Consider the following 20924-nt stretch of genomic DNA (forward strand, 5'->3'; position numbering starts at 1 on the left):
ATGGCTTTTATTAGGAGTTCTCATGCGGCAAATAGTGAAAATTGCCTCTGTTTTAAGTGTGGCGTTATGGATAAGTGGCTGTGAGCAGAAAGCTGAACAGGCACCACAGCAACGTGGACCAATGGAAGTTGGCGCGATAACGATTGCTGCTAAACCACAGTCAATTTTGGTAGAGCTACCAGGTCGTAGTAAGGCATATCTAGAAGCCGAAGTACGCCCACAGGTTAGCGGTATCATCATGACTCGTGGCTTTACAGAAGGTGGCAATGTTGAGCAAGGTCAGTCGCTTTATCAGATTGAACCTTCAACTTACGAAGCAGCACTTGTTAGTGCTAAAGCTGATTTAACCAGTGCTGAAGCAGCCTTGGTATCAGCGAAAGCCAAAGCGTTACGTTTTGCCAAACTAGTAAAACTGAACTCTATTAGTCAACAAGATTATGATGAAGCTGATGCTGCTTACAAAGAAGCAATGGCGCGCGTGACAGTTGCAAAAGCGGCAATCAACACTGCATCAATCAACCTTGAGTACACTAAAGTTACTGCGCCTATCTCTGGCCGTATTGGTAAGTCTGATGTCACTCCGGGCGCATTGGTTACTGCTAATCAAAGCCAAACATTAGCGACAATTCAACAGCTAGATCCAATCAATATCGATATCGCTCAATCAAGTGCGCAAATGTTACGTCTTAAGACGCAACTTAAGCGTGGTCAACTAGAAGCGGCTGATAACGCTAATGTTGAATTGATCCTTGAAGATGGTACGCCATATGGTCATACAGGTGTGCTGCAATTTGCTGAAGTGACAGTAAATGAAAATACAGGTTCGGTGATTATTCGTGCAGAATTCCCTAACCCTGATGGCACGTTACTGCCTGGTATGTACGTACGTGCTGTACTCAATACTGGTACTGACCCACAAGCGATTTTAGTGCCACAAAAAGCCATTACTCGTAACACTAAAGGTGAAGCGGTAGCTATGGTGATTGAAGATGGCAAGGTTGCAGCGCGTATTGTGACAACCGCAGAAGTGATTGATAACCAATGGCGCATTATTGATGGCTTAAAAGTTGGCGATCAGCTAATTGTTGAAGGCCTACAAAAAATTCGTCCAGGCGCACCAGTAAAGGCGGGTCCTTTGGTCGCTGACAAGAAACCAGAAACACAACAGAAATAGGGCAGAGTTATGGCACGTTTCTTTATCGATCGCCCTATTTTTGCATGGGTGATCGCTATTATTGTGATGCTGGCCGGTGTGCTCTCAATTGTGGGCTTACCAGTATCTCAATACCCAAGTATTGCACCGCCTTCTGTGGTGATCAGTGCTGTTTATCCTGGTGCTTCGGCTAAGACGATGGAAGACTCAGTAACCCAGGTTATTGAGCAACGTATGACAGGTCTTGACCACTTACGTTACATTTCATCGACCAGTGATAGCTTTGGTAATGCACAAATTACCTTAACTTTTAATGCTGAAGCCGACCCGGACATCGCACAGGTACAGGTGCAGAACAAGTTACAGCTTGCAATGCCACTGTTACCGCAAGAAGTTCAGGCGCAAGGTGTTAACGTTAGTAAGTCGAGTGCAGGTTTCTTGATGGTTGCTGGCTTCGTATCTGAAGATGGCTCACTTGATAAAAACGATATTGCCGATTACGTAGGCTCTAATATTCAGGATCCGTTAAGTCGTGTTCCTGGCGTGGGTACTATTGAGTTGTTTGGTGCGCAATATGCGATGCGTATATGGCTAGATCCATTAAAACTGACACAATATAACCTGACAACCCAAGACATTATTGCTTCGATTCGTGAGCAAAATGCGCAGGTGTCGGCGGGTCAGTTAGGTGGTGCTCCATCGCTTGCAGGCCAAGAGCTAAACGCAACGGTATCGGCACAAAGCCGACTACAAACAGCTGAACAATTTAAAAAGATCATCATTAAAGCCGACACTTCTGGTGCAAAAGTTTTCCTAGAAGATGTTGCTCGAGTGCAGCTAGGTGCTGAAAGCTACGCAGTTGAGTCGTTCTACAACGGCAAACCTGCAGCGGGTATTGGTATTCAATTAGCGACAGGTGCAAACGCTTTGGCTACGGCTGAAGGCGTACGCGCTAAAATTGAAGAGCTAATGCCGTTTTTCCCTGATGGCATGAAAGTCGTTTATCCATACGACACTACTCCGTTCGTTGAGAAATCAATTGAAGGTGTTGTGCATACACTGCTTGAAGCTGTTGTTCTCGTATTCTTGATCATGTACCTGTTCTTACAGAACTTCCGCGCAACGTTAATTCCAACGATTGCCGTGCCTGTGGTGCTATTGGGTACATTTGCTATTTTGGCCGCAGCTGGCTTCTCAATTAACACGCTAACCATGTTTGCTATGGTACTGGCAATTGGTCTTCTGGTGGATGACGCGATTGTTGTAGTAGAGAACGTTGAACGTGTTATGCAAGAGGAAGGCCTCAGCCCTGTTGAGGCAACCAAGAAGTCGATGGACCAAATCACTGGTGCGCTAGTAGGTATTGGTTTAACGCTTTCTGCGGTATTTGTTCCTATGGCATTTATGTCTGGTTCAACCGGTGTTATTTACCGTCAGTTCTCGATTACGATTGTGTCAGCGATGGCGCTATCTGTAATGGTGGCGATTATTCTAACACCAGCACTTTGTGCGACCATGTTAAAGCCGATTGCAAAAGGCGAAAGTCATGCAAAAACCGGTTTCTTTGGTTGGTTTAACCGTAAGTTTGACGCTCTAACATCACGTTACGAAGCTAGCGTGGCAGCAATGATTAAGCGTACTGGTCGCACTATGATGGTGTACCTAGCGATTACGGTTGCTGTGGGTTGGATCTTCATGCGTATGCCAACGGCATTCTTACCAGACGAAGACCAAGGTATCTTGTTTACTCAGGCTATTTTGCCGGTTAACTCGACGCAGCAAGAAACTAAACAAGTACTTGAGCGTGTGACTGATTTTTACCTAAACGATGAAGCTGCTAACGTTAAGTCAGTATTTAGCGTATCGGGCTTTAGTTTCGCGGGTAATGGTCAAAACATGGGTATTGCTTTCGTTGGTCTAAAAGACTGGGCTGAACGAAGCGAACCTGGCCAAGACGTACAGTCAGTTGCTAATCGTGCCATGGGCATGTTTATGCAAATGAAAGAAGCGTTCGTGTTTGCTTTCGTTCCGCCAGCTGTTATCGAATTAGGTACAGCTAACGGTTTCGACTTCTACTTGCAGGATAAAAATGGCCAAGGTCATGACAAGCTAGTTGAAGCGCGCAACATGTTACTGGGTATGGCTGCACAAAATCCAAACCTTGTGGGCGTACGCCCTAATGGTCAGGAAGATGCGCCAATGTATCAAGTTCATATCGACCACGCGAAACTACGTGCCTTAGGCATTGATATTGAAGCAGTTAATAGCGTACTTGGTACGGCTTGGGGTGGCAGCTATGTAAACGACTTTATCGACCGTGGTCGTGTGAAGAAAGTTTATGTACAAGGTGAAGCTGAATACCGTATGCAACCAGAAGATCTTGATTCTTGGTATGTGCGTAACGACAAAGGCGAAATGGTGCCATTCTCAGCCTTTGCTACTGGTAGTTGGGAATACGGTTCGCCACGTCTAGAACGTTTCGGCGGATTACCAGCAATGAATATTCAAGGTGGTACTGCGCCTGGATACAGTACCGGTGCGGCGATGGAAGACATCGAAGCTATGGTTAAGAAATTACCACCAGGGTTTGGTATCGAGTGGAACGGTCTTTCTTATGAAGAACGTCTATCTGGTAACCAAGCACCTATGCTGTATGCCTTGTCAATCGTAGTGGTATTCTTGGTTCTAGCAGCGCTTTATGAGAGCTGGTCAGTGCCATTTGCGGTTATCTTAGTGGTACCGCTAGGTATCATTGGTGCACTTATTGCGATGAATGGTCGTGGTTTACCAAACGACGTGTTCTTCCAAGTAGGTCTACTAACCACAGTGGGTCTGGCGACTAAGAACGCTATCTTGATTGTGGAATTCGCTAAAGAGTTCTATGAGAAAGGGGCTGGTCTTGTTGAAGCAACTCTACACGCGGTTCGAGTGCGTTTACGTCCAATTCTTATGACGTCATTAGCATTCGGTCTAGGTGTGGTTCCACTTGCTATCAGTAGTGGTGTAGGTTCGGGTAGCCAGAACGCTATCGGTACTGCGGTACTTGGTGGCATGATGAGCTCGACCTTTATGGGGATCTTCTTTATCCCAATCTTCTTCGTCATCGTTGAACGTATGTTCAGTAAACGCGAACGAGATGCAGCGAAAGCTGCAAAGGCAGAAGCCAAAGCTGCAAAAGCGAATAAGTAATTTAGTCGCTAATGTGCTAAACATTAAAAAGCCCAGCAAATGCTGGGCTTTTTGTTGTTAAAGGATAGGACGGTGCCTCGTAACTACTAGAACCTAGGTCCTAGGATCTAGGACCTAGGACCTAAAACCTAGCCTCTATTTTTAAACTTTCCTAAACCTATATCGTATGGCGTATCGAGCAACTGAGTAATAGCTCATCATTGTCTAATGCGCGTACCTGACATTCAATTGCTGTGATTAAGCCATATGAAGCGCGACCATTATTACGTGGAATAGTGGTTGAGCCGGGGTTAAACAGCAAAATATCGTCACGATATTCAGCAACAGGAATATGGCTGTGACCAAATACCAGAGCATCGCTGCTTTGTAGTGGTGGCAGTTGTTGTGGGTTATAAATATGACCATGGGTTAGAAATAACCGCATCTGTGGCAGCAATACATGGGCGTAACTAGCAGTAATAGGAAACTGCAGCAGTGTTTGGTCTACTTCGCTATCGCAGTTACCACGCACTGCAATAATCTGCTTGCTATAAGCGTTAAGGGCTTCAGCTGTCTCGACAGGGTTATAACCGTCAGGAATGGCATTGCGTGGGCCGTGGTTGAGTAAGTCGCCCAGCAGAATAAGGTGATCAGCGTTAGATGCTTCAAAGCGAGCTAACATGGCTTGGGTGGCTGTAACAGAGCCGTGCAGATCGGAAGCGATAAATAGTTTCATAGCGAGGTCTTTCTCTACAGATAATGGCTTTATAGCTATTATCTTATTCGATAAGGATTGGCTCATTATAGACCCTAACGCCTAGGATGAGTGTGAGGTATGGCTAAAAGCATTCAGGAAAAAGGCTTAGCAATTTACTAAGCCTTTTGTTGGTAAATAAAAGAGTTAAGGCGTGTAATAGGTTGCTGCACCAGGGCCAACAGGTAAGCCAAAGCCAAACACCCAGATAAAGAAGAAGCTAGTCCAACCAATAAAGAACACAATCGTGTATGGCAACATGGTGGCGATTAAGGTGCCAATACCTAGGTTTTTATTGTATTGCGATGCTACCGCTAAAATTAAGCCGAAGTAACTCATCATTGGGGTGATAAGGTTAGTTACCGAGTCACCAATTCGGTATGCAGCCTGAATAGTTTCAGGTGCATAACCCACTAACATTAACATCGGGACAAATACCGGTGCCGTCACTGCCCACTGGGCAGAAGCACTGCCTAGCATTAAGTTAATAAAGCCACACATGGCAATAAAGACGACAAATACAAGAGGGCCTGTAAGGCCGATAGCTTGTAGTGCATCAGCGCCGGCAACCGCAAATACTGAGCCTAAGTTAGTCCAAGTAAAGAAAGCCACAAATTGTGAGGCAAAAAATACCAACACGATATACATACCCATGCTACTCATACTGTGAGACATAGCATTGATCACGTCGATATCACGTTTCATGGTGCCAACAATTCGGCCATAGACTAAGCCCGGAATCGCGAAGCAGATAAAGATAAAGGCGACAATGCCCTTTAAAAACGGTGAACCAGACACTAATCCGGTTTTTGGATCTCTGAGCGGTGCACCTTCAGGTACCACAGTCAATGCCAACAACAGCGACATGATTACTATGGCGATCCCCGCTGCTTTTAGGCCACGTTTTTCAATAGCGCTAACTTGCTCCATTTTGGCTTCGCCGAGATCATTGGCTGCCTGACTCGGATCATATTGCCCGAGCTTAGGTTCAACGATTTTTTCGGTAACAAAAGCACCTAAAAAAGTAATGATGAAAGTAGAAGCAAACATAAAGTACCAGTTGGCCTCAGGACCAACGGTATACTCTGGATCTATCATGCGCGCAGCAGCTTCGGTGATACCTGAAAGTAATGGATCGACGGTTCCTAACAACAGGTTTGCACTGTAACCACCAGATACCCCGGCAAACGCAGCGGCTAAGCCCGCCAAAGGATGTCGCCCTAGTGAGTGGAAAATCATCGCCGCCATTGGGATCAGTACTACGTAACCAAGCTCCGCTGCGGTATTGGAAACGATACCTGCGAATACGATAGTAAGCGTTACTAAACGCTTTGATGTACCCATGACCAGTGAGCGCATTGCAGCTGATAATAGCCCTGAACGTTCAGCAATCCCAACACCTAGCAAGGCTACAAGCACAGTGCCTAATGGGGTAAAGCCGGTAAAGTTAGTCACTAAGTTAGAGACAATCATCCGTAAACCTTCAGCATTCATTAGGCTGACGACATGGATCATACCATCGCTACTACGTCCAGCTGCGCCCTCTGGTCTAGGGTCAACGACGCTTAATTCAAAATATCCGGCAATACCGCTGATGACGACAACAGCAGCACAAAAAATGGCAAAAAGAGTAATGGGATGTGGCAGCAAGTTTCCTAATTTTTCTACGATATTGAGGAAACGAACAAACCAACCGCTGACTTGAGGATCGAGAGAGGCACCACCTGACTGCGGCAGGTGATCTCCGTTATTACTGCTCATGGTTTTTCCTTACAAGATGTTGTTATTATTTTTTAATTATTTTGGTATTGCTTTGGGTATATCTACGGCAGGAATAGCGTTTGATTGGCGCTAAGATGCGACTTCGAGTTATTCGAAGCTGCAGGCATCATGGATAAGTAAAATTAATTGAACCTTAATAGGATCGCCTATTAAATCGCAATAGTGATCGGTAGCACGCTTTGGTGATACAGGTATGAGAGGGATAAAAAAGACCTAGCTACGAATAGCTAGGTCTCCGATATTGAGTTGAGTAAAGTCGAATGGTTATGGCGTGTAGTAGGTTGCCGCCCCTGGGCCTACAGGTAAACCAAAAACAAATACCCAGATGAAGAAGAAGCAGGTCCAACCGATAAAGAATACGATTGAATATGGCAGCATAGTGGCAACTAGCGTACCGATACCGAGATTCTTCTTATATTGCGATGCCACCGCTAAAATGAGTCCGAAGTAGCTCATCATTGGGGTGATCAGGTTAGTCACTGAGTCACCAATTCGGTAAGCCGCCTGAATAGTTTCTGGTGCGTAACCAACTAGCATCAACATAGGCACAAAGATAGGCGCTGTTACGGCCCACTGGGCAGAAGCACTGCCTAACATTAAGTTGATAAAGCCACACATCATAATAAACAGCACGAATACCAACGGCCCAGTTAAGCCAACCGCATTGAGTGCGTCGGCACCAGACACTGCCAATACCGCACCTAAGTTAGTCCATTTAAAGAAAGCGACAAACTGCGAGGCAAAGAACACCAGTACGATATACATGCCCATGCTGCTCATACTGCTAGACATCGCATTAATTACATCGATATCGCGCTTCATTGTGCCAACAACGCGGCCATAAACTAAGCCGGGGATCGCAAAGCAGATAAAGATAAAGGCTACGATACCTTTTAAGAAAGGTGAGCCAGCCACTAAGCCAGTTTCTTGGTTTCTAAGTGGTGCGCCTTCAGGAATAATAGTGAGAGCCAGTATGGCTGACATCACTAGTACAGCTAGACCGGCAATCTTTAAGCCTTTCTTTTCTAGCGCTGTAACCGTATCCATTTTTTGTTCGCTAAGATCAATTGCAGCTTCACTGCTGTCATATTTTCCTAGCTTAGGCTCAACAATTTTCTCAGTGACAAAGGCGCCTAAAAAAGTAATCAAGAACGTAGAAACAAACATGAAGTACCAGTTTACTTCTGGGCCAACGATGTAATCAGGATCAATCATCTGTGCTGCGGCTTCGGTGATCCCTGATAGCAGTGGATCGACTGTGCCTAAGAGCAAGTTTGCACTGTATCCACCAGATACACCGGCAAAAGCGGCTGCAAGGCCAGCAAGCGGGTGTCGGCCTAAAGAGTGGAATATCATCGCAGCCATTGGGATAAGTACCACATAACCTAATTCTGATGCAGTATTGGAGACAATACCGGCAAACACTAAGGTTAAGGTAACTAAACGCTTAGAAGCGCCCATAACCAGCAAGCGCATTGCTGCGGATAAAAGCCCTGAGCGGTCGGCGATACCGACACCTAAAAGAGCAACGAGCACAGTGCCTAATGGGGTAAAGCCGGTAAAGTTAGTCACCAAGTTGGAGACAATCATTCGCAGACCTTCAGCATTCATCAGGCTAACTACATGGATTAAGCCATCAGCGCTGCGGCCCGAAGCACCTTCAGGGCGAGGGTCGACCACAGTTAATTCAAAATAACCGGCAATACCGCTGATAACGACAACAGCGGCACAAAACATCGCAAATAGCGTAATAGGGTGAGGCAGTAAATTTCCGAGTCTTTCAACGACGTTTAGGAAGCGTACAAACCAACCACTAGGTTGGTTATTTGGGTCCGAGGGGACATCATTAGGCAAAGGTAAGCTATCGCCATTATTGGAGCTCATAGGGTCTTCCTTCAATATTAATTATTATTTTTATTATTCTACTGATGTGTAGCACGAGTAGCTACTAATGAGCATTTATTGTTGCACCAATGTGGCATGATGGATAAATAAAATTAATTAAACCTTAAAATCTGTTATTTAGTATAGGGATAACAAAAGCATAGCCAGTTAGGTAGGGTAAGGTTTTGCGGCGATTCATCGGGTATTTTCGAGGTAAAACAGGGGGCAAAAAAAAGACTCATATAGGATGAGTCTAAAGGGGATTGATTAACAATTTCCGTTGGGATTGCAATTACTATAACTAGTGCAAGCTGTACTCAGGCTGAATGATTAGTTGAGGAAAAGCAGCGCAGGGCTTGTTTGGTTTCCTTGGGGGTTAAATATAATAAGTTGCTTATATTTAAGATAAAAAAAAGGACTCACATGAATGAGTCCGAAGGGGATAATGGATAGCTTGTCCGTTAGGAGTGGGATAACTATAGCTAACTCAAGCTGTACTGATACTGAATAAACTCACGATCCTATGTAGCCTCATTACTCTTAGGCTTATGTTAAAAATAATGCGAAATAGAGATAAATAACCAAGTAAAGTCAAAGTTAATTTAAAGTAGATGAAAATTTACATTTAAATGATGGTTATGGACTATAAATGCCTATGATGACTAAATAGTTGCTCAAAAAAACACTGTTTTGTTTTTATCTATAATCTATATTTTTCAATAAATTACTGTATTTGTAAGTTAAATTTTACGCATTGCTCTCTATTTTCGTTTAGCTAAATTAAAAAAATGCTTAAAAGAGAGGATTAAGTGCGTTTGAACATCGTCTTAGAGCCTGTTTGACCATTCTTTTTTGTAAGCGTGCTTAAAAAATGACGTGTTTGTTTGAAGGTGAAACCATTACATAAACTGGATTTAGTTACGTAAATAGGTAACAGTATGGCAACAACAATGAAATTGATTTCTGCATTGCGGCGGTTTTGCTGGCAAAAATGATACGCTTTTCATGACAAAAACAATAATAGGACGCGTAAATGGAAGGGATATTTTTGACATTAGCCTTAGTAGCGATTATTGGCTACCTTTGGTATGTGAGCTTAATTAAAAAACGTAACACTGGCCGCGAAGCCTTGTCTGGTATTGATGTTCAACTAAAAAAACGTTCAAACCTTGTACCTAATATTCTTAAGATTGCTCAGAAATATATGGATCATGAGCAAGCTTTACTTAGCGAAATTACCGAGCTTAGAACGTTAGCAACTAAAGGCTACGATGACGTTGATCCCGAGTCAGTTAAGCAACATCTGCACGTTTCTGAAAAGCTTAATCAAAAAATGTCACAACTTATGGTTAGCGTTGAAAACTATCCAGAGCTCAAGTCAGACAACACTATGTTGCAGGCGATGCAAACGTATAACGAGGTTGAAGCCCAGCTATCTGCAGCGCGTCGTTTTTATAACTCGGCAGTGTCTGAGTTAAATACTGCTGTGGAGATCTTCCCAGGTTCGATTATCGCATCAATGGCCAAAGTTAAAGTGATGCCATTTTATGAGGCAGATGAAACCGCAAAAGCCTCAATCGATGCGGCTGATTACCTAAAGTAATAGCAGGTAGTTTATATCACTGGGTTTTAGTCTTACTTATTTGGGATCAGGCACAGGATGAATCTGATAACGTTTTTGTTTGGTGCACCAATTAAAGCTATTCGTCATAGTCATAACCTTGTGGCTGCCCCTAATGAAATCGCGCAATTTAAGCAATATTATCAACAGCACCTACAACCGCTAACCAGTAAGTTTGAAAACGCGAGAGTCGCAAGCTTAAAGGCTTGCCGTCAACGTTTGTATCTCAGTAGTATTATTTATATTGCGACTGTAGGTTTGGCTTTTATGTTTATGCCTTACTTACGGCTATCTGAGCCTCTGATGGTTTATTTAATAGGGCTTGTGGTTTTGGCACTGCCTTTTTTATGGTGGTTATACAATCCCGTTAAGCGCTACAAACAAGATGTAAAACTAAAAATTTATCCGCTAATTTTTAAATATTTTGGTGATGATTTTATTTTTAGCGCAGATCATAAAATGAGCTTGTCGATGCTAAAGGCATCTAAATTGTTGCCTTACTATGAAGATGCAAGCTTTTCTGATTATGTACAGGGCAGCTATAACGGTGTTGATATCGCCTTAAATGAACTGCATCTGACCAAGCAAGTAAGGCGCGATAAGTCGACCGATACTGTTAGTGTTTTTAAAGGGTTAATCATAGAGTTAAGTAGTCACAAAGCGTTTCGAGGTCATACTGTGGTGGTAAAAACTCGAGGTGGCTTAGTGAATTTTCTATCGGATTCATTTAAGGGGTTAGATAGAGTAAAGCTGGAAGATCCTATTTTTGAAAAGCAGTTTGATGTGTTTACCACTGACCAAATAGAGGCGCGTTACTTGCTTACCGTGAGCTTTATGGAGCGTTTACAGGAGTTGTCTGCCAGCTTTGGCAATAAAATTCAGTGTGCATTTTATCGTAATAAGTTGCTGATCATGCTTGGCACTAAAGAGGATCGTTTTGAAATGGCATCAATATTTAAAGCAGCAACCTTTGAATATGAGTTTAGCCAGATAAATAAAGAGATGAAACAGCTGTTTGCTATTGTCGATATCTTGCAACTTGAGCAGTCAACTGGCTTATGATTAAGCATTACTTGTTACTCAGTTTACTGCTTATATCTACTAATGTAGCGAGTCAGACGAGTAAGCCTCATTTTGCGGCGAAGCCTGCTGATAAAGGAGAATTGCAGCGTTCGGTTGTGCGTTCTCAGTCAGCAGTTTCCAGTGATAAGCCCCCTAAAGAGCAAGGCGAAAAGGTATACCACTATCGCAACCAAGCTGGCAGTTTAGTGTTTAGCGATTATGCGCCGCAGCAAGGTCATTATCAGGTGTTATTGTTTGACTGCTACGCCTGCCAACCAGAATCTACGATTAACTGGCAATCTATTCCGTTGTTTACCTCACTATATAAAGAACAAATAGCCTTAGCTGCGAGTACCTACCAGCTTGAACCCGCGCTTATTCGTGCAGTCATTCATGCTGAGTCAGCGTTTAAAGTCGCTGCAGTATCTAAGGCGGGCGCTCAAGGGTTGATGCAATTAATGCCTGAAACGGCAAAAGAGCTAGGAGTGAATGATGTGTTTCACCCGCAACAAAACATTTCCGCAGGTAGTCGTTATTTAGCACAGTTATTGAAACGTTTTGATGGTGATATTGCCTTGGCATGTGCGGCCTACAATGCTGGGGCGTCGAGAGTCGAGCAATATAAGGGAGTACCACCTTTCTCTGAAACTCAGGCTTATGTTGAGCGAGTGCAGATCCTGTTAAAGCGCTATCGCAGTAGCTAAGCGCTTAACAGTTCAGTTTGGTTTATGCGGGGATAGCAGTTTGTTTAACTCGCAGCTTGTTCGATTCAGCTTGCGTTTGATTTGCTTTTTTGGCGCGTGATCGAATATCAAACCACACCATAGGCACCACAACTAAACAAAGTGCAATATTCGAAAGTGGCATAGCCATCCATACGCCATTCACGCCTAAAAACTTAGGTAAAATCATTAAGAATGGCAGTTGGATAAGCATGTTGCCGCAAGCTATAACTAAGGCTTTTACACCTTGGTTGGTGGCCATAAAATAGATAGATGAAAGTGCAATAAATCCATCTAACGGCATGGCAAATAAGTGCATTTTAATGCCTTCGATGGCGGTAGCGATTAACAATGGGTCATCATTGTTAAATAAGCCCACCATAGTTTCAGGTAATAGGTTCAGCAGTAATACCCAGCTAGTGCCAGCAATTAAGGTGACTTTAACTGATAGCTTAAGCATTTTATTGATGTTTTCATGCTGTTCCGCGCCATAGTAGTAGCTCACAGGCGGCTGCATACCTTCGGCGATACCTTCAGCAACGAGGTAATACAGCACCATTAAATAGCCGACAATCGCAAAGGCGCCTACCGTAAGTGGCGTACCGTATTCAGTGAAAAGGCGATTATGTAGCGCGAATACAAAGCTAGTATATAGATACATAAACAAGCTAGATGAGCCAAGTAGGATTATTTGCTTAGCAAAACTGCCATTAAACCAGCTGAATTTTGCCGACCAATTAATGCTGCTTAACTTAGAGCAGAAGTAAGTAAAACCAAGAATACAAACAACAGCTTGGGCGCTAATAGTGGCAATGGCTGCGCCGAGTAAACCAAATTCAAAAACGCCAATCAGTAAGTAGTCGAGCAGAATATTAATCAATGCGCCTAGTACCATTAAACCAGTGGCCATATTAGGGCTTTCGTCATTTCTGATCAGTAACGGAACGGCCGAGGCTATAACCGTAATGGCGGCTCCCCATGTAAATACGCCAATATAATCTTGTGCCATCACTAAGGTGGCGCCAGCTCCGCCTTGCGCCATGAGAAAGTCGCTGCTAAATAGCGACAAAATCGTGGTAGAAATTACAGCTAATAGCAGCATTAACACTAAGCTACTGGTTAAAATAGTTGCTGCTGCGCGGGTGTCACCTTTGCCGCGCTGGATCGACAACAAGCTGCCGCTACCCATGCCGACCATGATGCCAAAACCCACCATGAAGTAGATCACTGGCCAAGCCATATTGATTGCTGCTAGTCCCTCAAAACCTATGTAATGACCAATAAAAATCCCGTCAACGATTTGGTATAGGCCGTTAACTAGCATGGCTGCAATTGCTGGCAAGGTATAACGCCAGAATGTGCGGCTGATTGACTGATTTTGAGTGGTTTCGATGTTTGGATCTAGCATAGGTATATCAAGGTTGAACAATAAAGTTTGCCAAGTTACTCTGTATTTGAGATTGAATAAAGTTAGTTACTATCTGTTTTTAATATAGGTTGCTGGAGCAAGAAACTGATAATGAGCTGGACACTAGATGAGTTAAACGCCTTTGTTTATTCGGTTAAGCTAGGTTCGTTTTCTGCTGCGGCACGTAAGATGGGCAAGGCGCAGTCGCGGATCAGTACTGCAGTGAGTAATTTAGAAGCGGACTTAGGCTTTGAACTATTTGATCGCAGTGCAAAATTACCGGTTTTGACCAAACTGGGGGAAGAGATGTTTATTGAGGCACAGTCGGTTATTACCCAGTGCCAGCGCTTAAACGCTCGAGCAATGAGCGTGACCGCTGGCGAGGAAATTAGTCTGACTGTCGCCATGGATGAAGCGGTTCCGGTTACCGCATTTGAGGCGTTATTTCAGCGTTGCTCAGTGCAATTCCCTTTATTAAAACTGACGATTATTAATGGCTCACAAGAAGACATTGCAGCTTGGGTTGATGCTGGACGAGCTGATATTGGCATTATGTTCCACACCGCTAATACGTTACCTGACTCGCTCGACTTTATGTCGATTGGGCAATTTAAGCAGAGCTTAGTGGTTGCGCCTAGCCATGCGCTGGCGGCAACACCTGCGCCGACCTTAGAGCAGTTGATGCAATATCGGCAGTTAGCCATTTGCGATATTACTGGCCAGTCACAAACGCCACCTTTGTCGGCAAACTATTGGTATATAGATAGTTATTACTACATAGTTGCTCTCGTACTCCAAGGCGTGGGTTGGGCATTAGTACCTGAACATGTGGCTAAATCAGATTGGTATATTGACGATCTTTGTGTGCTATCGACGGAATATATTACTGAGCCGCTGTTGGTGGAAATGGGCGTAGTAAACCGCCGTGATAATCAAATCGGCCCAGTGATGCACTGGTTATTTGATGAGCTACATTCTGTGTTGCAATAGGGCAAAGACAGGGCACTCGCAAGCTCGTTTCTAGGACGTTCGCAGGCTCACTGCTAGGACGGTGCTACGCACCTACTAGGTCGCCAACAAGTTGGCTGCTAGGAAAAGCTAAAAGACAGGGCACTCGCAAGCTCGTTTCTAGGACGTTCGCAGGCTCACTGCTAGGACGGTGCTACGCACCTACTAGGTCGCCAACAAGTTGGCTGCTAGGAAAAGCTAAAAGATAGGGCACTCGCAGGCTCGTTTCTAGGACGTTCACAGGTTCACTACTAGGACGGTGCTACGCACCTACTAGGTCGCCAACAAGTTGGCTGCTAGGCAAAGCTAAGAGATAGGGCACTCGCAAGCTCGTTTCTAGGACGTTCGCAGGCTCACTGATAGGACGGTGCTACGCACCTACTAGGTCGCCAACAAGTTGGCTGCTAGGAAAAGCGTAAAGATAACGGCTCTACATCTTTTGCTTTCCCTAGAACCTAGAACCTAGGACCTTTCTTTGCTTTCCTAGGACCTATCTTTTACTCCGGCACTTCCTGTTTAACTACCGTTTTGCCACCACTTTGGCCTAGGCGACGCTCTAAATAATCCAGCATCTCTTTGGCGCTAGTGTCTAGTTGCCAAGGTGGGTTAATGATCCATAAACCCGCTGCCGTCATACCAAATTCATTACTATCCGGCTTGATAGCTTGCTCGATACGTAATTGGTTTTTAATGCCACTTTCAGCAAGCAGCTTAAGCATGCCTTCGGTTTGCTCACGGTCAACCACCGGATACCACAGCATGTATACGCCAGTAGCAAAACGCTTGTGGGCTTTGATTATGGCTTTGGCGACATCTTGGTAGTCGGTTTTTATCTCGTAACTTGGGTCGATCAAAATCACCCCACGACGCTCAAGTGGAGGCACGGCAGCAATTAAGCCTTTTAGACCATCACCTTTGATTACACGCACAGAGCGATCGCCTGTGTATTGTTCTTCAAGGGTTAAATAATCAGTGCCGTGTAACTCATGCAATACCATGCGGTCTTTTTCACGCATGTTCATATCCACAAAGGCAGGTGAACCCGGATAAAACTCAAGCTCTTGTTTGCCTTGGTTGAAGTGTTTTACATCTTCAATGTACTGCACGAGTGATTCAGGAAGATCGGTTCTGTCCCACAGCTTCGCCACACCATCTAAGTATTCACCGGTTTTTTTAGAAAACTCATCAGTTAATGCATAACCGCCAGCACCGGCATGGGTGTCGATATAAGCCATTGGCTTATCTTTTTTGTGCATGAGTTTAAGCACTTGTAGTAAAACTGCGTGCTTGAGGACGTCGGCATAATTGCCAGCGTGGTAGCCGTGACGATAACTTAACATTGCGTTTAAAACCAAAGATGGGAAGAACGCTGATTATATACCCAAACGCTGTTGAAGTGCAGCGTTGCAGCTAAAATGGCTTAGATTGCAGCGCCAAATATGGGGTTAGCTGTCCAACTTATAGTTTTAGGGTTTGTCGCTGCATCCACATTATGTTGTCGTTAACCAGTGGCAGTTGCCAAATAGCGGTACCATCGTCTTGATAGACTCGATAGAAACTCAGCTGTTCTTGGGTTAAATGCTGCTTTCTCAGCGCAAGGTAGATAATTTGCGCGGTATCAGATAGGGCATTAGGTGATGATAGAGTGGTTTTACTCACCTCGACGTCAAAGCGCTCTACAGTGCGTTGTTGCCACTTTTCTGTGGTGCGTTTGAACTGACCGCGGATTTCATAGCGAATAGGTGTGGTGTAACAGTCTTCATCGGTAATACAGGCGGCGAAGTAGAAAATACCGTTATCAGGTGCAAGATCAACCAATGAAATTCGCATATCACTGCGAACGAGGCGGTGATCATCAATCGCAAAGTACAGATCGCCATGATAAATCTGCTCTTTTAAGTCGCCTTGATGCGCTTTTAGTTCTGGTAAATCTAGCTTGTTATAGGTTTTCTGCTCCATCCTGATTTTGGTGGTGAGAAAGTCAGATAACGCTAATTGACTGCCATGTTGGGTTTCGCTAGTGATATTAATTAGCTGTTTGCCGCTGCACTGTCCTTGTTGGTAGTTGGGGCAAATAGCAAAGCTGTCCATCTTGTCGGTTAGTAATGCAAAGCTGCTAAAGCTGGAGAATGGGGCTTGCCAGTTTGGCTCATCACTAATTTGGTTTTTAAGGCGCTTATTGGTAGCGGTGCTAAGCTCAGCTTGAGCAGCTGGGGTAAACACTCGAATATTGCCGCTAACATTACTAAGGCTGCTTGTGACTAAGCTTTCGTTATAGGGTGCTTGATTATGGTTAATATAGGCGAAACTCAGCAAGAGCAGCGATGCGATAACTGCCAATGTAAATAACAAGGCGGCCTTTGGTTTTTTAAAGTAATTAGGTTGATTGTGTTTGCTTTCTAGATGCAGCACATAACCGTGGCGAGGAATGGTTTTGAGTTCTACCTCAGGATAATTGGCCAGTTTTTTGCGCAGTACGCTGATGCACTGTTGTAAGGATGATGCTGATACGACTCGGTCGTGCCAGCCAGCCTCTAGTAAGGCTTCTCGAGTAATAAGCGTACCTTGGTGCTTGAGCATCAATTGCAGCACGGCGGTCTCGGCGAAGCTGAGTTCGATACGTGACGAGTCTTCAGCATCAAAAAGGTGTTGCTGAACCACGTTTAAGCTTAGCGTTGACGTTAGTTGCACGGTTATTCTCTAATAAAACAGATATCTAATTGAGTATATTCTTAGGCTTATTGCTGAGGAAATTTTTGCCTACAAAGTTTGATCCAGTTCAGGATTTGCCGCTTGCTTGCCAGCTAGCGCAAGCCTGTAGTTGATTGAGAAAATCAATTAATGCATATAAGTCTGTGAAAACCACAAAAGCTGCAGCCCAATGCTAAGCATTGGGCTGCTTGATATCTTTTGCAGGGACATCAATTGTTTTAGGCTTTAACCTTATAGGTTATGCACCTCTTTTAGGTTGTCGATAGAGTGACAAACGCCGCAAGCTTCAACCTGTAGCTCATTTGCTGACACACCAAAACGACCACCATTTTGCTCCATATGGGCACGTACGGCTTTGTTAATCACCATCTTACCGTTAGCGTCTTCTTGCTTAGCATGACATGCGTAGCAGGTTGCTGAAACCGGTGAGGTGTAAGCGTCAACTGTGATATCAGTAGCAGGGTGGGCACGTGAGTCTGGGTTGTAGTCCAAATCAAGTGCTAATGGGCGTCCCACAGCTGTTAGACGGTCAACACCAAAGGTATCGCCCTCGTGGCAGCGGTAACAGTTAGCTTTATCTGCTGGGAACTCAATGTTACGTACGCCATTGGCACGATCTTGAGTCGCACGTTGATTCGTATGCAGTGAGTGCATCCAAACTTTATGGTCTGGGTGGCTTACTGTTAACTGCTCAACATAATCCCAATCACTTGGTTTTGTGTGCATTTCACGAATGGCCTGAGTCGGCGGTGTGTTCGGGTTGTGACATGCCAAACAAGGATCAACGATATCGGCTGTAGAGCTTAAGAAGCCTGGCTTACCTTTAGCTACCATGGCGCGCTCTGCGAACGGACGAATATGTTCGCCTAGCTCGTCATGATCATGGCCTGAGAAACAAGTCGTATCAGCTAGCTCTTTGTTGATCTCAGTGTTGCGGCTATGACAGTTGCGACAAGCTAACTCTGAGTTATCGTTAAACTCATCATAACCATGACAAGTACCACAGGTTTTATTGCTGACAATCACTGGACGCTTAGCTTCTGGTGCATCAGTGAGGCCATGTTTATCGAAGAACCAGCGCTTGTTGGCTTCTGCGTTCTTAGTGTGGCCTGCTTGATCACAGCTCACTAGATTTTGTGCGTCATCAAAACAGTAAATAAAGCGGTTAGTGATAAAGCCTGCGTCATCAATTAAGTCACCAGAAATGGCATCTTGAGTGACGATAGGGCCCATTAGATAAGTAAATACATTGTCTTGTGAGCTATGTAGCGGTGTACGTTCACGCTCACCTGCAGGTGTGTTACCACTGCCGTCTTGAGTAATGTCTTTCTTATTACTCTTAACAAAGATGCTGTAACCACGGCTCGTGGTGAAGTCGACCGAGGTTCCCCAGTTTACGTATAACTGTAGGTTTTTAATCCAGTCAGCATCGGCAGGGTTGTTATTGGCAACGCTAATACGCTCACCTTGACGGTCAAGTAGTGCAAAGCTGATCTCTGCGAAATGTTGGCCATTTTGTTCTACTAACTTGGCCTCTTCAAGGCTGATATTAACGATATTACGCTGATCTTCCTCAACCGCTTTTTCTGATTTACTCATGTGTACATCATAAGTGTTTTCAGGCGAGTGACAGGTTAAGCAGTTACCGTTATCTGGTTGAGTGCTATGATCATAAACTGGGTTAGTCGTCATATCGTGACAGCTTGAACAGGTCTCACGTGTTGGCACTAAGTTCCAGTTGCTGGCTTGTAGCTCAGTTTCACTCACTTCTTTTGAGTGACAGCTAGTACAGTTACCCAAAGCTTGCGGCGTAATACCAATATGAGCGGTGTGAGCGAGTACCGGCCAAACCATCTCTGGGTTGTCCATGTTATTGCTAGTGTGGCAACTAGCACAGTTTTCAATGTTAGCACCACCATGCTTAATAGACGCAATATCGTCGTGACAGCTTAAGCATGAGCTACCATCAATGATGCTGCGATTGTCGGTGACTTCACTACCATCAACGTTGAAGTCAGTGATCACTTCTGTGGCTGGTAGGTTGTCTGTTGCTAATACGCTAAACAGCACGCGTTGAGTGAAGTCGCTATTGTGGCTGATATCGCCCATGGTTAACGGCGCATGCATGGTGTAGCGGTAACTACCATCCATATTATCAACTAAAGTGCCGGCGCAGCCCTTGGCTGGCGAACAGGTTTCACTCGCCAGTTTTTGCCATTGTGAGCGCTCGCCTTCAATTTGTGGCAGCAATTGTGCAGCATTGACTTTGATTGCGGCGATCTTGATTACAGGGATCGCCAGTTCGTTTTCAGCGGTAAAGTCGATACTCAGAATGTTGTCTGTGATTGAAGTGTCGGTCAGCGTTAGCGTGAGTACTTCGGCTTGGGTAGTGGTGTTTCCACCAGGCTTGCCATCTTCACCGTCTTTACCATCATCGCCGGAACAGGCTGTCATACCGATTGAGCATGCAGCAAGTAGCGTGGCATAGCACAGATTCTTATTAAAGGTTTGTGGGTTCATCATCATTTTATCCTGCTTAATTCTTTTTAGAGCCTGTTGATTTATCAACGGCGCAAAAAGTGTGCCTTAAGCCGATCGGCTAGGATGTGAACAGCTACCTATTTATAGTTATCTTGAAGGTTTTTAGGTGATTTTCAGTTGATTTGAGCGCTTTTGAGGATTTTTGAGGTGCAATTTTAAGCAAAATAGCCCTGAAATCTTCGTTTGAGGCTAAAGTGGTAGATAGGGTTTCGCCATGTGCAGTGGTATCATCTGCGTGTCAGTATTTCTAACTAGAGCTTAATTGTGACCAGCATTTTCTATAACCGTCATTACCCAACAATCGAATCCGCCTGCGAACGCTGGGGGCTTGTTTATGATACCAATGCAGAATTTGAATTAATATTTGAAGACAATGTACTGACGCTTATCAAGCGTGATGAACCTAAGCTAAAAGGTATTTCGGTTGACTTTGTTAGCGGTGCCGTTGCTCATAGGCGTAAATTTGGTGGTGGCCGAGGTCAATCAATTGCTAAAGCTGTCGGTTTGAAACAGGGCGTAAGCCCGACTGTGGTTGATGGTACGGCAGGGCTTGGCCGTGATGCGTTTGTACTGGCAAGTCTTGGTTGTAAGGTATTGATGGTTGAACGTCATCCTATTGTGGCTGCACTATTAGAAGATGGCTTGCGCCGTGCTTATGAAGATGCAGAAATTGGTGGTTGGATGCGCGAGCGTATGAGCTTGTTCCATGGCTCAAGCATTGACTCGTTGGCCGATGCCGCAGCAGCATCTAATATCGCAGTGGATGTGGTGTATTTAGATCCTATGTATCCTCACCGTGAAAAGTCTGCATTAGTGAAAAAAGAGATGCGGGTATTCCAATCGTTAGTAGGCGCAGATCTTGATGCTGATGGTCTACTCGCACCTGCAATGGCTTTAGCCACTAAGCGGGTTGTGGTTAAGCGCCCTGATTATGCTGATGACTTAGATGGAGTTAAACCAAGCATGGTGATTGCCACTAAGAAAAACCGTTTCGATGTTTACGTAAAAGCTGCGATGACAGCTTAATAAAACAAGTACGCATTATTGTTGATAAGCCACTTATTAAATTAAGTGGCTTTTTGTTATTTAAAATTTGTCGTTTTAGAACA

The 20924-nt window shown here is 44.5% G+C and carries 14 protein-coding genes; 7 read left to right on the top strand and 7 right to left on the bottom strand.

Going from position 1 to position 20924, the window contains the following annotated elements:
- The first annotated feature begins 22 nt into the window (after positions 1–22).
- Together L884_RS0106820 and L884_RS0106825 are read left to right on the top strand one after the other, a co-directional pair.
- Complete coding sequence (locus L884_RS0106820; protein ID WP_028766788.1) at positions 23–1174, top strand: efflux RND transporter periplasmic adaptor subunit; 1152 nt, start codon at positions 23–25, stop codon at positions 1172–1174.
- Positions 1175–1183: 9 nt separating this feature from the next.
- Positions 1184–4342 carry an efflux RND transporter permease subunit gene (locus L884_RS0106825; protein ID WP_028766789.1) on the top strand — a complete coding sequence of 1053 codons (3159 nt, stop codon included), beginning with the start codon at positions 1184–1186 and terminating at the stop codon, positions 4340–4342.
- A 157-nt stretch (positions 4343–4499) separates the two neighbouring features.
- On the opposite strand, the gene yfcE is transcribed toward L884_RS0106825, so the two are convergent.
- From yfcE to L884_RS0106840, 3 genes are all read right to left on the bottom strand, one after another.
- Positions 4500–5057 (bottom strand): phosphodiesterase, encoded by a 558-nt coding sequence (gene yfcE, locus L884_RS0106830; protein WP_028766790.1) that lies wholly within the window; start codon positions 5055–5057, stop codon positions 4500–4502.
- Positions 5058–5222: 165 nt separating this feature from the next.
- Positions 5223–6836: an AbgT family transporter gene (locus tag L884_RS0106835; protein ID WP_028766791.1), complete on the bottom strand. Its 1614-nt coding sequence runs from the start codon at positions 6834–6836 to the stop codon at positions 5223–5225.
- 285 nt (positions 6837–7121) lie between these two features.
- Positions 7122–8741, bottom strand: a complete 1620-nt coding sequence (locus L884_RS0106840) for an AbgT family transporter (RefSeq protein WP_028766792.1) — start codon at positions 8739–8741, stop codon at positions 7122–7124.
- 1033 nt (positions 8742–9774) lie between these two features.
- On the opposite strand from L884_RS0106840, the gene L884_RS0106845 reads away from it, so the two are divergent.
- Genes L884_RS0106845 through L884_RS0106855 form a run of 3 tightly spaced genes read left to right on the top strand, consistent with a single transcriptional unit; the run spans position 9775 to position 12128 of the window.
- The gene (locus L884_RS0106845) at positions 9775–10344 is read left to right on the top strand and encodes a LemA family protein (RefSeq protein WP_028766793.1); all 570 of its coding nucleotides are present in this window, start codon (positions 9775–9777) and stop codon (positions 10342–10344) included.
- A gap of 57 nt (positions 10345–10401) precedes the next feature.
- A complete protein-coding gene (locus tag L884_RS0106850; protein ID WP_028766794.1) occupies positions 10402–11424 on the top strand; it encodes a DUF3137 domain-containing protein in 1023 nt (340 codons plus the stop codon).
- Entirely contained in the window at positions 11421–12128 is a 708-nt protein-coding gene (locus tag L884_RS0106855; RefSeq protein WP_028766795.1) for a lytic transglycosylase domain-containing protein, read from the top strand. The genes L884_RS0106850 and L884_RS0106855 overlap by 4 nt, the downstream gene beginning before the upstream one ends.
- A 22-nt stretch (positions 12129–12150) precedes the next feature.
- On the opposite strand, the gene L884_RS0106860 is transcribed toward L884_RS0106855, so the two are convergent.
- Entirely contained in the window at positions 12151–13554 is a 1404-nt protein-coding gene (locus L884_RS0106860; protein WP_028766796.1) for an MATE family efflux transporter, read from the bottom strand.
- Positions 13555–13665: 111 nt separating this feature from the next.
- Here L884_RS0106860 and L884_RS0106865 point away from each other — a divergent pair, with 111 nt between their 5' ends.
- Complete coding sequence (locus L884_RS0106865) at positions 13666–14544, top strand: LysR family transcriptional regulator (protein ID WP_028766797.1); 879 nt, start codon at positions 13666–13668, stop codon at positions 14542–14544.
- Positions 14545–15059: 515 nt separating this feature from the next.
- Here the strand turns inward: L884_RS0106865 and L884_RS0106870 are convergent.
- The 3 genes from L884_RS0106870 to L884_RS0106880 form a co-directional block, all read right to left on the bottom strand.
- The gene (locus tag L884_RS0106870; protein ID WP_028766798.1) at positions 15060–15902 is read right to left on the bottom strand and encodes a 23S rRNA (adenine(2030)-N(6))-methyltransferase RlmJ; all 843 of its coding nucleotides are present in this window, start codon (positions 15900–15902) and stop codon (positions 15060–15062) included.
- A gap of 118 nt (positions 15903–16020) precedes the next feature.
- Positions 16021–17253: a winged helix-turn-helix domain-containing protein gene (locus tag L884_RS0106875; RefSeq protein WP_245603083.1), complete on the bottom strand. Its 1233-nt coding sequence runs from the start codon at positions 17251–17253 to the stop codon at positions 16021–16023.
- A gap of 252 nt (positions 17254–17505) precedes the next feature.
- Positions 17506–19800 (bottom strand): OmcA/MtrC family decaheme c-type cytochrome, encoded by a 2295-nt coding sequence (locus L884_RS0106880; RefSeq protein WP_028766800.1) that lies wholly within the window; start codon positions 19798–19800, stop codon positions 17506–17508.
- Positions 19801–20079: 279 nt separating this feature from the next.
- Between L884_RS0106880 and L884_RS0106885 the strand changes: the two genes are divergently transcribed.
- On the top strand, positions 20080–20841 hold the full coding sequence (locus tag L884_RS0106885; RefSeq protein WP_028766801.1) for a class I SAM-dependent methyltransferase: 762 nt from the start codon (positions 20080–20082) through the stop codon (positions 20839–20841).
- The last annotated feature ends 83 nt before the right edge of the window (positions 20842–20924 follow it).

This window comes from Shewanella fidelis ATCC BAA-318 (genome assembly GCF_000518605.1).
Classification (GTDB): domain Bacteria; phylum Pseudomonadota; class Gammaproteobacteria; order Enterobacterales; family Shewanellaceae; genus Shewanella; species Shewanella fidelis.